The organism is Kribbella sp. NPDC058693, from assembly GCF_042715335.1.
Classification (GTDB): domain Bacteria; phylum Actinomycetota; class Actinomycetes; order Propionibacteriales; family Kribbellaceae; genus Kribbella; species Kribbella jiaozuonensis.
In genome coordinates this window covers 155216-169990 of sequence record NZ_JBHXSQ010000001.1, presented here as the reverse complement: position 1 = coordinate 169990, position 14775 = coordinate 155216, and the positions used below count along the sequence as shown (strand labels likewise).

Here is a 14775-nt window from a genome sequence, read left to right as displayed (position 1 = left end):
CCGGAGGTGATCGCGTGACCTCGATCGCGGATCAGCCCGAGGGCAGGAAGAACAGCGAACGGGCCTGGGTCGCGGCGATCCGGGACGTGCTCGACCGGCCGCTGACGTCGTACCACATCGTGCTCGGCGCGACCGGCCTGCTGCTCGTGCTCGGGCTGATGATGGTGCTGTCGGCATCGAGTGTGCTGTCGCTGCGCGTCAACGGGAACAGCTACACGATCTTCGTCCGTCAGCTGATCTGGGTCGTGGTCGGCCTGCCGATGGCGTACGTCGCCTCGCGGATGACGCCACGGCACTTCCGGATGCTCGCGTACGTCGCGTTGCTCGGCTCGATCTTCCTGCTGGTACTGACCTACATCCCCGGCCTCGGCGTCGGCGTGAACGGCAACACCAACTGGCTGAACCTCGGCGGTCCGCTGCAGATCCAGCCGAGCGAGTTCGCCAAGCTGGCGATGGTGATGTGGTGCGCGGATCTGTATGCCCGCAAGGAGAAACTGCTCACCCAGTGGAAGCATCTGCTGGTCCCGATGGTGCCGGTCTGCGGTCTGGTGATCGCGCTGGTCGTCGGGCAGCACGACCTCGGTACGGCGCTGGTGCTGATGGCCGTGATGATCGGCATGATCTGGATCGTCGGCGCACCGACCCGGTTGTTCGTCGCGACGATCGTCGTGGTCGGCGCGGTGGCGACGTACTTCGTCAACGCGGAGAAGTACCGGATGCAGCGGGTCACGTCGTTCCTGGACCCGTTCTCGGACCCCATGGGCGTCGGCTGGCAGGCGTACCACTCGTTCTACGCACTCTCGACCGGCGGCTGGTGGGGCGTCGGGATCGGCAACAGCCGGCAGAAGTGGAGCAACCTGCCGGAGGCGCACACCGACTTCATCTTCTCGGTGATCGGCGAGGAGCTCGGCCTGGTCGGGTCGCTCACCGTACTTGCTCTGTTCCTCACGCTGGCGTACGCCGGGGTGCGGATCGCGACCCGGAACACCGAACCGTTCGTCCGCTATGCGGCAGCCGGGATCACCATCTGGATCATGGCCCAGACCCTCGTCAACCTGGGCGCCGTGATCGGACTGCTACCCATCGTGGGTATCCCGCTCCCGCTTTTGTCGTACGGTGGTTCCGCACTGCTGCCGACGCTGATCGCGATCGGCATGCTGCTGTCCTTCGCGAAGGCCGAGCCCGGCGCGCAGGCCGCCCTGAAAGAGACCAGGCGGCCCCGGTTCGGGTGGCTGCCTTCGCGGCGTACGCCGCAACACAAGTGAACCCGCGGGAGCGTTGAAAGCTGTGCCCAGCATCGTTCTGGCCGGCGGCGGTAGCGCCGGCCACACCTCACCCCTGATCGCCACCGCCGACGCGCTGCGCCGGATCGACCCGACCGTCGAGATCCTCGCCCTCGGGACCGAGCGCGGCCTCGAGACCCGGGTCGTGCCGGAGGCCGGCTACCGGCTGGAGCTGATCCCGCCGGTGCCGCTGCCTCGCAGGCCCACGCCGGCGCTGCTCGCCGTACCGGGGAAGATGCTGGCCTCGGTCAGCGCGGCCCGGCGGGCGCTCGACGAGGCCAAGGCCGACGTCCTGGTCGGGTTCGGCGGCTACGTCTCCACCCCGGCGTACGTCGCCGCCTGGCGGCGGAAGACGCCGATCGTCGTGCACGAGGGCAACGCGGTGCCGGGGATCGCCAACAAGTTCGCCGCCCGCTACTGCACGCAGCACGTGAAGACGTCGTTCCCCGGCAGCGAGCTGCCGCACGCCGAGTACGTCGGGCTGCCGATCCGGCGCGCGATCTCGACGCTGGACCGGGCCGCGCTGCGGGCCGAGGCGCGGCAGTTCTTCGGGCTGGACCCGGACGCGCCGACGCTGTTCGTGACCGGCGGTTCGCAGGGTGCGCGACAGATCAACGAGGCCGTCTCCGGCGCCGCCGCCGACCTGCAGGCAGCCGGAATCCAGGTCCTGCACGCGATCGGCCCGAAGAACAGCCTCGAGGTACCGCAGACCGGCCGCTATCCGTACGTCGTGCTGAACTACGTCGATCGGATGGACCTCGCGTACGCCGCGGCCGACCTGGTCGTCTGCCGTTCGGGGGCGAACACGGTGACCGAGGTGTCCGGTGTCGGACTACCGGCGATCTACGTTCCGCTGCCGATCGGTAACGGTGAGCAGCGGTTGAACGCCAAGCCCGTGGTGGACGTGGGTGGAGGTGTGCTGATCGACAACGCCGAGATGACCGCGGACTGGGTCCGGGCGAACGTGCCGCAACTTCTGCACGACCGCGAGCGTCTGACAGCCATGTCCACAGCTGCGACCGGTGTGATCCGGACGGATGCCGACGAGCGATTGGCGCGGATCATCCTCGATGTGGTGAGGTCTGCTTCGTGATCGTCACCGCACCTGACACGCTGCTGCCTGCCGAAAAGCTGGGCAGAGTGCACTTCGTAGGGATCGGCGGAGCCGGAATGTCCGGTATCGCCCGGATCATGGCCTCCCGCGGGATCGAGGTGTCCGGGTCCGACGCCAAGGACGGCAAGGTGCTTGCCGCGCTCCGGGCGCTCGGCGCGACCTGCTGGGTCGGTCACGCCGCCGAGCACGTCAAGGACGTCGACACCGTGGTGGTGTCGACCGCGATCCGCGAGACCAACCCCGAGGTGGTCGCCGCCCGCGAGGCCGGGATCCCGATCCTGCCCCGGGCCGCTGCGCTCGCCTCGGTGATGGTCGGCCGCCGTACGCTCGCGGTCGCCGGGACGCACGGTAAGACGACCACGACGTCGATGCTCACGGTCGCGCTGCAGCACTGCGGCGCCGACCCGTCGTACGCGATCGGCGGCAACCTGAACGAGTCCGGGTCGAACGCCCACGACGGCACCGGCGACCTGTTCGTCGCCGAGGCGGACGAGTCGGACAAGTCGTTCCTGACCTACTCGCCCGAGGTGTCGATCGTCACGTCGGTCGAGCCGGACCACCTGGACAACTACGGCGACGAGGCCAGTTACCGCAAGGCGTTCGAGGAGTTCTGCGACCGCGTGCTGCCCGAGGGCTTCATGGTGATCTGCCAGGACGACGCCGGCGCGCGGCGGCTGGCGGAGTACGCGCGGGACCGCGGCATCGACGTACGGACGTACGGCGAGGCCGAGGACGCGGATCTGCATGTCACCGAGATCACCGCGAACGGCGCGACGCAGTCGTTCGTGCCGGTGTACCGCGGTCGGAAGCTGCCGATGGTCCAGCTGCAGCAGGCGGGTAAGCACAATGCGCTGAACGCCTCGGCGGCGCTGACGGTCGGGCTCGGGCTCGGGTTCTCCGCGGCCGACCTGGCCGAGGGCCTGGCGGCGTTCACCGGCACGGGGCGGCGGTTCGAGTTCAAGGGGCTCGAGGACGGGGTGCGGGTGTTCGACTCGTACGCTCACCACCCGACCGAGCTGGCCGTGGACCTGACCGCGGCGCGCACAGTGGCGGGGGAGGGGCGCGTGATCGCGTGCTTCCAGCCGCACCTGTTCAGCCGGACGCGGATCTTCGCCAAGGAGTTCTCCGAGTCGCTGGCGCTGGCCGACGAGGTCGTGGTGATGGACGTGTTCGCGGCCCGCGAGGACCCGGAGCCAGGGATCACCGGGGCGCTGATCGCCAACCACGTGCCGCTGAAGCCGGACCAGGTCCGGTTCGAGCCGTCGTGGTCCGCCGTACCGCAGCTGGTCGCGGACCTGGCCGAGCCGGGTGACCTGGTGGTCACGTTGGGCGCGGGCGACGTGACGCTGATCGGCCCGGAAGTCGTTGGTCTGCTGGCCGAACGCGCCGCTGTGCGCGAATCGGCCCGCGAGCCTGCGGCCGACGCGCTCACACCTGTGGTGGAGTAATTGGGTGGGGTTTGTTGAATGAGCCAGAGCGTTGATCTGGCTCGCGCACAGCAGCGGTTCGCGCGCCGGCAACGGCTGGTGCGCTGGCGGAGTTGGCTGCCCTGGGCGATCGGCGGCGGACTGCTCGTCGTCGCCGGGCTGATCGTCTGGTTGTTCTACTTCTCCTCGGTGCTCGCGGTCTCGGGCGTCCGGATCAGCGGTGCCGACACGGTGCCGCTGGCAACGATCGAGCAGACCGCGGCCGCGCCGGTCGGCACCCCGCTGGCGAAGGTCGACCTGCGGTCGATCGCGGACCGGGTACGGGAGATCCCGGCGGTCGCGGACGCGCAGGTGACCCGCGCCTGGCCGAACAAGATCGTGATCGTCGTCACCGAACGGGTTCCGGTCGTGGTCGTCACCGACGGCTCGCGGTACGAGTTGGTTGACGCGACCGGTACGTCGTACCGGACAGTGCCGGATCGGCCGGCCGGACTGCCGGAGGCGAAGGTGACCGGGGTACGGCGCGACGTCACCGTGCACTCGGTGGTGACGGTTTCGGCGGCCCTTCCGGAGACCCTGCGGGCACAGGTGGGCACGATCTCGGCAGCGTCGCCGGACTCGATCACGCTCAACCTCAGCTCGGGTGTGAAGGTCGTTTGGGGTAGTTCCGATGACAGTGAGCGCAAGGCCGGGGTACTGAGCGTGCTGATGAAGCGGCAGGCGAAGGTGTACGACGTCTCGGCGCCCGATCTCCCTGTCACCAAAGGGGAAAAGCGGTGACGAGTCACATCCGGCGCATGCGCGGCGAGGCGCGTGGACTTTGCCCGGAGGCGTCCCGTACCGTGCGTCGTAATCTAAAGTTGACATAACTCTAAGCATTCACTTGAGGTTCAGTCTTTTCGCTGGACAACGGGAAACGAACGAGGCGAGAGGCGCGGACGTGGCGGCACCGCAGAACTACCTGGCACTCATCAAGGTCGTTGGTATCGGCGGGGGCGGCGTGAACGCCGTCAACCGGATGATCGAGCACGGTCTGAAGGGCGTTGAGTTCATCGCGATCAACACCGACGCGCAAGCGCTGTTGATGAGCGACGCGGACGTCAAGCTCGACATCGGCCGCGAGGAGACCCGTGGTCTGGGCGCCGGTGCGAACCCGGCGATCGGGCAGAAGGCCGCCGAGGACCACGCCGAGGAGATCGAGGAGGCGCTGAAGGGCGCCGACATGGTCTTCGTCACCGCCGGCGAGGGTGGTGGCACCGGGACCGGCGGCGCGCCGGTCGTGGCCCGGATCGCCCGCTCGCTGGGAGCGTTGACGATAGGTGTCGTCACGCGGCCGTTCTCCTTCGAGGGAAAGCGGCGCGCGACCCAGGCGGAGGACGGCATTGCCACCCTCCGCGAAGAAGTCGACACGCTGATAGTGATTCCGAACGACCGCCTGCTGACGATCTCCGACCGCGCCGTGTCCGTGCTGGACGCGTTCAAGCAGGCCGACCAGGTGCTGCTGCAGGGTGTTTCCGGCATCACCGACCTGATCACCACGCCCGGCCTGATCAACGTGGACTTCGCCGACGTCAAGGCAGTCATGTCGAACGCCGGCTCCGCGCTGATGGGTATCGGCTCGTCCCGCGGCGAGGACCGCGCGGTCGCGGCCGCGGAGGCGGCCATCTCGTCTCCGTTGCTTGAGGCAAGTATCGAGGGTGCGCACGGCGTCCTGCTCTCGATCGCGGGCGGGTCCGACCTGGGCCTGTTCGAGATCAACGAGGCGGCCCAACTGGTGTCGGAGTCCGCGCACACGGACGCGAACATCATCTTCGGCGCGGTCATCGACGACGCCCTCGGCGACGAGGTGCGCGTCACGGTGATCGCGGCCGGCTTCGACGGCGGCATGCCCAAGCGCCGCGAGCAGGCGATGAACCAGGCCCGCCCGCAGTCCTCGCGACCAGCCTCCCAGAGCTACTCGGCCCCGATGTCAGGCGGCTCGACGTCACAGTCCGGCCAGCAAGGCAACCAGCCCGGCGGTCAGGCTCCCGGCCAGCAGTCGGGCCAGCCCGGGACCGGCGGTCAGTTCACCGGCGGGCAGCAGGGTGCGGGCCAGGCTCCTGGCGCGACAGGGCAATCGGCTCCTGCGCAGCCCACGTCCAACGGTCAGCAGTCTGTGCCCACGCATTCGGTGCCGGGCCAGCAGCCGGCTTCGAACCAGGCGGCGCAGTCGTCCGCCCCGCAGCCGACTCCGACCGACGACACGGTCCCGGTGCCCGCGCCGACCGAGCCGCGCAACGGCGTCGGTACGACGAACTCCGCTCGCCCGCAGCCCGGCGACCCGGTCCGCACGGTCCAGCCAGGTCAGTCCGCGCCGCACACTCCGGCGTCGCCGACCGCACCGTCGACCCAGCACTCCTGGCCGACGCACGGTCCGAGCACTTCGGCAGGCAGCCAGTCCAGCCAGCCACCGCAGTCCAGCACCCCGAAGCCGAAGAAGCCGGAGCCCGAGGAAGACCTCGACATCCCGGACTTCCTGAAGTAACCGGAGACCTCAGCCGTCGGTCGGCGGCTGAGCCTGGCGCGGGCGGTAGACCGATACGACGACGCCGTACCGCGCCTCGTCCGGACCGGCATCGGTGAGCCCGTCGACCAGCCCGCTCAGAGTTTCGGCGAGTTCTTCGGCCTGAGCTGCGGTCAGCCGGAGGTTCCGGACTGTGAACATCGGGTCGGGATCGGCCGTTTCCAGGTCCGCCGCGATCGCCTGCAGCGCGACGGTGTTGTTCGCCCGCGCGCCTTCGCCGGTGAAGCCGAACCGCCGGACGGACCGGCGGTAGTACTGCTCGGTCCCACCACGGACCTGCCGCGTCTCTGCGACGTGGACCATGCCGGCGTCACGAAGTACGCCGAGGTGATGGGCGACGTTGCCCTTCGCCGTACCGAGTGCTGCGGCCAGCTGGCTGATCGTCGCCGCTTCCTGGCCCAGCGCGAACAGCAGACGGTGCCGCAGTGGGTGCCCGAGCGCCTTGAACTGAGCGGCGCTCGACACCTCGAGGTGATCCACGATCTCGGCCATGAATAAAGCGTCTAGAATTCTTGACGCTTTGTCAATCCGGATGCTCTACTCCTGCCATGGACATCGAAGAGATCAGAGCCGTTCTCGGCCGGCTGGGCGCGTTGGTCGGCGAGCACTACGTCTTCCCCGAGGTCGGCGCCGAGGTCAGGGACCGGCTGGCGACGGCGGTCGCCGACGGCCGGTACGACGAGCTCCGGACCCCGGAGGAACTGGCCGAACGGGTCACCGCCGACCTGCAGCTCGGCAACCGGGACAAGCATCTGCGGCTGATCTTCCGCCGCGACGGGTTGCCGGACGAGACGGACCCGGCGGCGGAGGAGGCGCACTGGCGCCGGCGGGCCGAGCTCGACGCCGGCGGGATGGCGCGCATCGAACGGCTCGACGGCAACATCGGCCTGCTGGAGATCCGCCCGTTGCTCTATCCGCCCGAGCTCGCCGGCTCGGCGGTCACGGCCGCGCTGTCACTGCTCGCATCGACCGACGCATTGCTCCTCGACCTGCGCCGTTGCCTCGGCGGATCACCGGATCAGGTCGCGTTCATCTGCACCTACCTGCTCGACTCCGACGAGCCGGTTCACCTGCAGGACCTGGTGAACCCGGGCGACGGAACCACGCGGCAGTTCTGGACATCGGCGTACGTTCCGGGTCCGCGGTTCAGCAAGGACAAGCCGATCTGGGTGCTGACCGGCCCGGCGACGTTCTCGGGCGGTGAGGAACTGGCGTACAACCTGCAGCAGTTCAAGCGGGCGACGATCGTGGGCGAACAGACGGGTGGAGGCGCGCACCCACGCCGCGGTTTCAAGCTGCACGAGCAGCTCGAGGCCTCGGTGCCGGTGGCGCGTTCGGTCAACCAGGTCTCCGGGACCAACTGGGAGGGCACCGGCGTCACTCCCGATCTCACGGTCCCTGCCGAGCAGGCGTTCGCAGAGGCGTATCGCCGGGCGGCCGAGCACGTGATCGGGCTGCCGGCAGAGCCGGAGCGCAACAGTGTGACCGACGAGGCGCGGACAGTACTGGGTCCGGTCGCTGTGGCTGGATAACCTTCAGACGTGTTCGGCTACGACGAGGTTCGCATCCCCGCCCGGGTCGTCTTCACGGATCGGTACGGCGGCGCCAGCAAACCGCCGTACGGCGAATTCAATCTCGGCGGGTACGGCGAGGACGCCGAGCGGATCGCCGAGAACTTCCGCCGGGTGGCGACCGCTTTCGACGTGGAGCCGGACGCGGTCGTCCGGGTCAGCCAGGTCCACGGCCGCGACGTCCACGTCGTCGGCCCGGACGACAACCTGCCGCTCGAGCAGAACCCGAAGGCTGACGGGCTCGTCACGACGCGTTCCGATGTCGTGCTCGCCGTACGCGCCGCAGACTGCCTGCCGGTGCTGCTGGTCGGCGACGGCGTGATCGGCGCGGCACATTCCGGACGCAAGGGCATGTACGTCGGCATCGTGCCGGCGACCGTCGACGCGATGCGGGACCTCGGCGCCTCGCGCATCACCGCCGTACTCGGGCCGTATGCGTGCGGGAAGTGCTACGAGGTTCCTGAGGAGATGCGCGCCGAGGTCGCGGAGCGCGTGCCGGCGGCGTACTCCGAGACGAGCTGGGGGACGCCGGCTCTCGACGTCGCGGCCGGGGTGAAGGCGCAACTGGCCGAGCTCGACGTCGAGGTGGTCGACGCGACCGCGTGCACGATCGAGTCCGAGAACCTGTACTCGTACCGTCGCGAAGGTCCGACCAGCGGCCGGATGGCGGGGCTGATCAAACTGGTGACGCCATGACGGATCGCGCCGACGAGCTGCGCAGCAACTTGCTGCAGGTTCAGGAGCGGATCGAGAAGGCCTGTCAGGCGGCCGGGAGATCCCGGGACGAGGTCACCCTTGTCGCGATCACCAAAACCTTCCCAGTCAGCGATGTACGGGCGCTGGCGGCCCTCGGAGTCCGGGACGTCGGCGAGAACCGCGAGCAGGAGCTCAAGGTGAAGGCGCCGGAGTGTCCGGACCTCACCTGGCACTTCGTCGGCCAGCTGCAGTCGAAGAAGGCCAGGTCCGTTGTGCGGAACGCGTCGATCGTGCACTCCGTCGATCGGTCGTCACTCGTCGAAGCGTTGTCCAAGGCCGCGGTCGCTGAGGAGAAGACGTTGCGCTGCCTGATCCAGGTGAGCCTTGCGGCGTACGGATCGGCCGAGGCGGCGACCGGCGCCGGTCGGGGCGGGGTCGAGCCCTCCGACGTACCCGATCTGGCCGCGGAGATCGCGGCCGCGGACGGGCTGGAGCTCGGCGGGGTGATGGCGGTCGCTCCGCTGGGATCGGACCCCGGCGAAGCCTTCGCCGGACTGCGGGAAGTAGCGTCGCGGCTACGCTCCGAACACCCTGGCGCCGACTGGATCTCGGCCGGGATGACCGGCGATCTGGAAGCCGCGATCAAGCACGGTGCGACACACGTCCGGCTCGGGCGCGCCTTACTCGGTACGCGTCCTCCACTCGGTTAGTGTCGACATCGAGCAGGTTTTGCTTCCTGCTCACCGTTGTTGTCGTTTCACCGTCGAACCGGATCGAGGTGCTGGAGGGCCATGAGCGGCGCACTGCGCAAGATGGGTGTGTACCTCGGCTTGGTCGAGGACGGGGAGCGCTACAACGCGCGGTACGACGACTACGAGTACGACGAGTACGACGACGACGCAGTCGACGATGTTGACGGGGACTCCCACGAGACCGAGCCGGTACCTGCCGGCCGGGAGAGCCGCGAAGCTCGCGAGGACCGCGAGACCACCAGCGGCGCGACGGTCAGCAAGTTCCCAGACCGGCGCGGGGTCGCGCCGTCCCCGGAGGTTACCGAGTTGGCCCGCATCACCACCGTGCACCCGCGCAGCTACAACGAGGCGCGCGTCATCGGTGAGCATTTCCGCGACGGCACCCCCGTCATCATGAACCTGACCGAGATGGATCACGCCGACGCCAAGCGACTCGTCGACTTCGCCGCCGGGCTGATCTTCTGCTGCCGTGGATCGATCGAGCGGATCACCACCAAGGTGTTCCTGGTCTGCCCGCCGAACGTCACGGTCGCCGCCGAGGAGAAGGAGAAGATCGCCGCGGACGGGTTCTACAACCAGAGCTGACGCTCTGGTTGGTTCCTGGCCTTCCGCCGTCTTCTACACTCATTGACGACATGAATGCTCTAGCGCTCGTCCTCAGTGTCCTCAGCTGGGTGCTGCTCGCCTTCTTCCTGGTACTGGTGGCGAGGTTCGTGCTCAGCCTGATCGTCATGTTCGCGCCCCAGTGGCACCCCAAGGGCCCACTGCTCCTGTTCTTCGAGCTGATCTACTCGATCACCGATCCGCTGCTGCGACCGCTCCGGCGGATCCTGCCCCCGATCGGGGCCGGCGGGGTGCGGATCGACCTGTCCATGCTGATGCTGTTCGTCATCGTTTCGGTGGCGATGTCCATCAACTCAACGGCTCTACGGTCGTTGTGAGGGTGAGAACGGCGAGGACTGGGTAGGTAGAGTCTCGGGAAAAACGGGGCCGTATCTACGGGGCCGCTCCGCTGGGCAGGACCGTTGTCGACCGCCCGGATTCCGTCATAAGACAACGAAGCGATAACGTGATCTACTGAGTCGCCGGGGTGCAACACTACGGGGACTCCGCCAAGACACAGACAAACGAGGTGAAAGATGCCGCTGACGCCGGATGACGTCCGCTCGAAGCAATTCACGCCCGTCCGACTACGGGAGGGCTACGACGTCACAGAGGTCGACTCCTTCCTCGACGAGGTCGAGGCAGAGCTCGAGCGACTTCTCGCCGAGAACGAGGAGCTGCGGGCCAAGCTCGCGGCGGCGCAGCGCGCGGGTGCGGACCAGCAGCGGCCGGTCGTCGACCAGACCGCCGCCCTGCCGCCTGTCGTGCAGCAGCCGAAGCCCCCGGTCGTGGTCGAGAAGCCGGAGGAGAAGCCCCCGGTGATGCCCGCGGTCGCGGCGGCTGGTGCAGCTGCGGCGGCCGGCTCGGTCGGCGACGCCTCCAGCTCGGCCGTCCGGCTGCTGGAGATGGCCACCAAGCACTCCGACGACCTGGTCCAGGAGGCGAAGGACACCGCCGACAAGATCATCGGCGAGGCCCGCGCCAAGGCGGAGCGCCTGGAGAACGAGGCGCGTGGCAAGGCCGACCGGATGACCGGTGAGGCCCGCGCCCGCGCCGAGAAGCTCGACGGCGAGATCGCGGAGCGTCGTGCGCAGATGCTCGGCACCCTGGAGAAGCAGAAGGGTCAGCTCGAGCGCACGATCGACGACCTGCACGCGTACGAGCGTGAGTACCGCAGCCGCCTGAAGACGTACTTCACCGAGCAGTTGAAGGCGCTCGGCAACGGCGACGACACGCTCAGCCCGCGCAACGGCTTCCGCCCGGAGGCCCGCGCCCAGGCTCACGGTCACGGCGTGTAAATAACACCTCGTTGAGGAGGCGGTGCTTTCCGGCGGCACCGCCTCTTCGTCATGTCTGGACACTTCTGACACACGGTCCCACCGTGGTGACAGGGCGTCAGGGCAGGCGAGAGATGTACGTCTGAGAAGTGCGGGTGATTCCCCGGCCGGTCCATCGGGGAACACACCACGGAACAGCTCGGCGCGAGCCCGGAAGTGCGGGCCCGCGCCGTACGGCTTTTACGCCTTGGTCAGCCAGTAGCTCAGCTGCAGGTCCTCTTCGGTGCCGCTGGCAACGTCTGCCTCCGAGGGGGCGGACTGGTTCAGCTCGACGGCGAGCACCTCGCGGGCGATCTCGTCGGCGTGCTTGCCCAGGGCATCGGACAGCTCGGCGTCGGTCGAGGTCAGCCAGACCTTGATCCGGTCCGAGACCTCGAGGCCGGCGTTCTTCCGGGCCTCCTGCAACGTCCGGACCACCTCGCGGGCCAGGCCGGCCTGCCGCAGCTCCGGCGTCACCTCGAGGTCGAGGGCAACGGTCTCGCCCTGCTCGTTGACCACCGACCAGCCTTCCTTCGGCCGCTCGGACAGCAGTACCTCGGACTCGCTCACCCGGACGTCCGCGCCGTCGACCACGACGCTCGCCGACCCGGTCTCCTTGAGCTCGACCGCGAGCGCACCGGCATCCGCGGCGGCGATCGCGGCCGCGACCACCGGCGTCTGCTTGGCGAACCGCTTGCCCAGCTCGCGGAAGTTGCCCTTGGCAGAGAACTCGACCAGATCCGCACCCGCGGCGGACAACGGCTCGACCGTACCCACGTTGAGCTCGTCGGCGATCTCCTGCAGCAGCTCGGGCGACAGGTCCGCGATCGCGGCCGATCCGACCAGCGCACGGCCCAGCGGCTGGCGCGTCTTCACCTTCGCCTCGGCGCGGGCCGACCGGCCGAGCTCGACGACCCGGCGGGCCATCGACACGTGCTGCGCGAGGACGTCGTCGATCAGCGTCTCGTCGTACGTCGGGAAGCTCGACAGGTGGACCGATTCGGGCAGCTCCGGCGTGACCGGGCGGAACACGTCCTGCCAGACCCGCTCGGTGACGAACGGCGTCAGCGGCGCCATCACCCGGGTCAGCACCTCGAGCGTCTCGTGCAGCGTCGCCAGCGCGCCGGCGTCACCGGCCCAGAACCGGCGGCGCGAACGGCGGACGTACCAGTTCGACAGCACGTCGACGAACGAGTTGATCAGCAGACCGAGCCGCTGCGTGTCGAACGCGGCGTACGCCTCGTCGGTGTCGCGGACCAGCCGGTGCGTCTCGCTCACCAGCCACCGGTCCAGCACCGAGCGGTCGGCGACGGACGGTGCGTCCGTTGGCGACCAGCCGGCCAGCCGGGCGTACAGCGCGTGGAACGCGACCGTGTTCCAGTAGGTCAGCAGCACCTTCCGGACGATCTCGTTCAGCACGTTCGGCCCGATGCCGCGCGCCTTCCAGGGCGAACCGGACGCGGCCATGAACCAGCGCACCGCGTCCGCGCTGTGGTCGTCCATCAGCGGGATCGGCTCGAGGATGTTGCCGAGGTGCTTGGACATCTTCCGGCCGTCCTCGGCCAGGATGTGCCCGAGGCAGACGACATTGCGGTACGACGACTCGTCGAAGACCAGCGTGCCGATCGCCATCAGCGTGTAGAACCAGCCGCGGGTCTGGTCGATCGCCTCGGAGATGAAGTCGGCCGGGTAGCTCTGCGCGAACTTCTCCTTCGATCCTTCCGCCCACGGGTAGCCCCACTGCGCGAACGGCATCGAGCCCGAGTCGTACCAGGCGTCGATCACCTCGGGCACGCGACGTGCCTCCTGACCGCACTGCGGGCAGTCGAAGGTGATGTCGTCGACGTACGGCCGGTGCGGGTCGGTGGCGCTCAGGTCGCGACCGGCGAGCTCGCCGAGCTCGGCCAGCGAGCCGACGCAGACCTGGTGGTCGTCGGCGCAGCGCCAGATCGGCAGCGGCGTACCCCAGAAACGGGAACGGGAGACGGCCCAGTCGATGTTGTTGCGCAGCCAGTCGCCGTACCGGCCCCATTTGACCGAGTCCGGATACCAGTTGGTCTGCTCGTTCTCGCGGAGCAGGGCGTCTTTCACCTGCGTGGTGCGGATGTACCAGGACGGGAGCGCGTAGTACATGACCGGGGTGTGGCAGCGCCAGCAGTGCGGGTACGGGTGCTCGTACGGCACGTGCTTGAACAGCACACCGCGCGCGTCGAGGTCCTTGACCAGGTCCTCGTCGGCCTTCTTGAAGAACTGCCCGCCGACCAGCGGTACGTCGGCGTTGAAGTGGCCGCTGGAGTCCACCGGGTTCACGACCGGCAGGTTGTACGAGCGGCCCACCGCGAGGTCATCCGCACCGAACGCGGGGGATTGGTGCACCAGACCGGTGCCGTCCTCGGTGGTGACGTAGTCCGCGAGTACGACGTAGTGCGCCGGCTCGTCGAACGGGACGAGCTCGAACGGCCGCTGGTAGTTCCACAGCTCCATCTCGCGGCCGACGTACTCGTTGGTCACCGTCCAGCCCTCACCGAGCCGGTCCAGCAGCGGCTTGGCGACGACCAGCGACTCCACGCCGTCCGTGGCGACGACGTACTCGACGTCGGGGTGTACGGCGACGGCCGTGTTCGACACGAGGGTCCACGGGGTCGTCGTCCAGACCAGCAGCGACGCCTTGCCCGCGAGCGGACCGGACGTCAGCGGGAAGCGGACGTACACCGACGGGTCGACGACGGTCTCATACCCCTGGGCGAGCTCGTGGTCGGACAGTCCGGTGCCGCACCTTGGGCAGTACGGCGTGATGCGGTAGTCCTCGACCAGCAGGCCCTTGTCGTGGATCTGCTTGAGCGACCACCAGACCGACTGGACGTACTCCGGGTCCATCGTCTTGTACGGGTGCTCGAGATCGACCCAGTAACCCATCCGGACGGTCAGCTCGTTGAACGCGTCGACATGCCGCAGCACCGACTCGCGGCACTTGGCGTTGAACTCGGCGATGCCGTAGGCCTCGATGTCGTTCTTGCCGCTGAAGCCGAGCTCCTTCTCGACCGCGACCTCGACCGGGAGGCCGTGGCAGTCCCAGCCGGCCTTGCGCTCGACCCAGAACCCCTTCATGGTCCGGTAGCGCGGGAACACGTCCTTGAAGACGCGGGCCTCGATGTGGTGCGTGCCGGGCATCCCGTTCGCGGTCGGCGGGCCTTCGTAGAACGTCCACGGCTGACCGCCGGCGGACTGCTCGAGGCTCTTGGCGAAGGTGTCGTGCTCGTCCCAGAGGGTGAGCACCTCGCGCTCGAGCGCGGGGAAGTCGACCTGGGCGGGAACCTGCCGCCAAGGGGTGTGAGGGGTTTCTGCCGCCATCTGTCCGTCGTCCTTCGTCGCCAGTGCTGCTGCTGAGCTGCTGTGGCGAGGGACGAAGCACCCGGACCAGCCGGGAGCCGCGCGGTACCACCCTCCTTG

At 68.6% G+C, this 14775-nt stretch carries 12 protein-coding genes and 1 pseudogene; 11 read left to right on the top strand and 2 right to left on the bottom strand.

Annotated features, from left to right (window positions below; genetic code table 11):
* Positions 1-14: 14 nt before the first annotated feature.
* From ftsW to ftsZ, 5 genes and pseudogenes are all read left to right on the top strand, one after another.
* A complete protein-coding gene (gene ftsW / locus ACFWUU_RS00825) occupies positions 15-1265 on the top strand; it encodes a putative lipid II flippase FtsW (protein WP_137254532.1) in 1251 nt (416 codons plus the stop codon).
* Positions 1266-1287: 22 nt separating this feature from the next.
* Positions 1288-2376: an undecaprenyldiphospho-muramoylpentapeptide beta-N-acetylglucosaminyltransferase gene (gene murG, locus ACFWUU_RS00820; RefSeq protein WP_137254533.1), complete on the top strand. Its 1089-nt coding sequence runs from the start codon at positions 1288-1290 to the stop codon at positions 2374-2376.
* Positions 2373-3845 (top strand): UDP-N-acetylmuramate--L-alanine ligase, encoded by a 1473-nt coding sequence (gene murC, locus ACFWUU_RS00815; RefSeq protein WP_380171556.1) that lies wholly within the window; start codon positions 2373-2375, stop codon positions 3843-3845. The genes murG and murC overlap by 4 nt, the downstream gene beginning before the upstream one ends.
* 18 nt (positions 3846-3863) lie before the next feature.
* Positions 3864-4604, top strand: a complete 741-nt coding sequence (locus tag ACFWUU_RS00810) for a cell division protein FtsQ/DivIB (RefSeq protein ID WP_380171554.1) — start codon at positions 3864-3866, stop codon at positions 4602-4604.
* Positions 4605-4764: 160 nt separating this feature from the next.
* Positions 4765-5710 (top strand): annotated as a pseudogene (gene ftsZ / locus ACFWUU_RS00805) (cell division protein FtsZ); the annotation flags it as partial.
* Positions 5711-6357: 647 nt separating this feature from the next.
* Here ftsZ and ACFWUU_RS00800 read toward each other — a convergent pair.
* Positions 6358-6879 (bottom strand): ArsR/SmtB family transcription factor, encoded by a 522-nt coding sequence (locus ACFWUU_RS00800; RefSeq protein WP_380171552.1) that lies wholly within the window; start codon positions 6877-6879, stop codon positions 6358-6360.
* A 56-nt stretch (positions 6880-6935) separates the two neighbouring features.
* On the opposite strand from ACFWUU_RS00800, the gene ACFWUU_RS00795 reads away from it, so the two are divergent.
* The 6 genes from ACFWUU_RS00795 (at position 6936) to ACFWUU_RS00770 (ending at position 11307) form a co-directional block, all read left to right on the top strand.
* Positions 6936-7919 carry a S41 family peptidase gene (locus ACFWUU_RS00795; protein ID WP_380171550.1) on the top strand — a complete coding sequence of 328 codons (984 nt, stop codon included), beginning with the start codon at positions 6936-6938 and terminating at the stop codon, positions 7917-7919.
* Between the two features lie 9 nt (positions 7920-7928).
* Positions 7929-8654, top strand: coding sequence for a peptidoglycan editing factor PgeF (pgeF, locus tag ACFWUU_RS00790; RefSeq protein ID WP_380171548.1), 726 nt, complete (start codon positions 7929-7931; stop codon positions 8652-8654).
* Positions 8651-9364 (top strand): YggS family pyridoxal phosphate-dependent enzyme, encoded by a 714-nt coding sequence (locus ACFWUU_RS00785; protein WP_380171546.1) that lies wholly within the window; start codon positions 8651-8653, stop codon positions 9362-9364. The genes pgeF and ACFWUU_RS00785 overlap by 4 nt, the downstream gene beginning before the upstream one ends.
* Positions 9365-9445: 81 nt before the next feature.
* The gene (locus tag ACFWUU_RS00780) at positions 9446-9991 is read left to right on the top strand and encodes a cell division protein SepF (RefSeq protein WP_380171544.1); all 546 of its coding nucleotides are present in this window, start codon (positions 9446-9448) and stop codon (positions 9989-9991) included.
* Between the two features lie 50 nt (positions 9992-10041).
* Positions 10042-10347, top strand: coding sequence for a YggT family protein (locus ACFWUU_RS00775; protein WP_137254542.1), 306 nt, complete (start codon positions 10042-10044; stop codon positions 10345-10347).
* Between the two features lie 198 nt (positions 10348-10545).
* Positions 10546-11307, top strand: a complete 762-nt coding sequence (locus ACFWUU_RS00770; RefSeq protein ID WP_134098310.1) for a DivIVA domain-containing protein — start codon at positions 10546-10548, stop codon at positions 11305-11307.
* A gap of 219 nt (positions 11308-11526) precedes the next feature.
* On the opposite strand, the gene ileS is transcribed toward ACFWUU_RS00770, so the two are convergent.
* A complete protein-coding gene (gene ileS, locus ACFWUU_RS00765; RefSeq protein WP_380171542.1) occupies positions 11527-14676 on the bottom strand; it encodes an isoleucine--tRNA ligase in 3150 nt (1049 codons plus the stop codon).
* Positions 14677-14775: the final 99 nt, after the last annotated feature.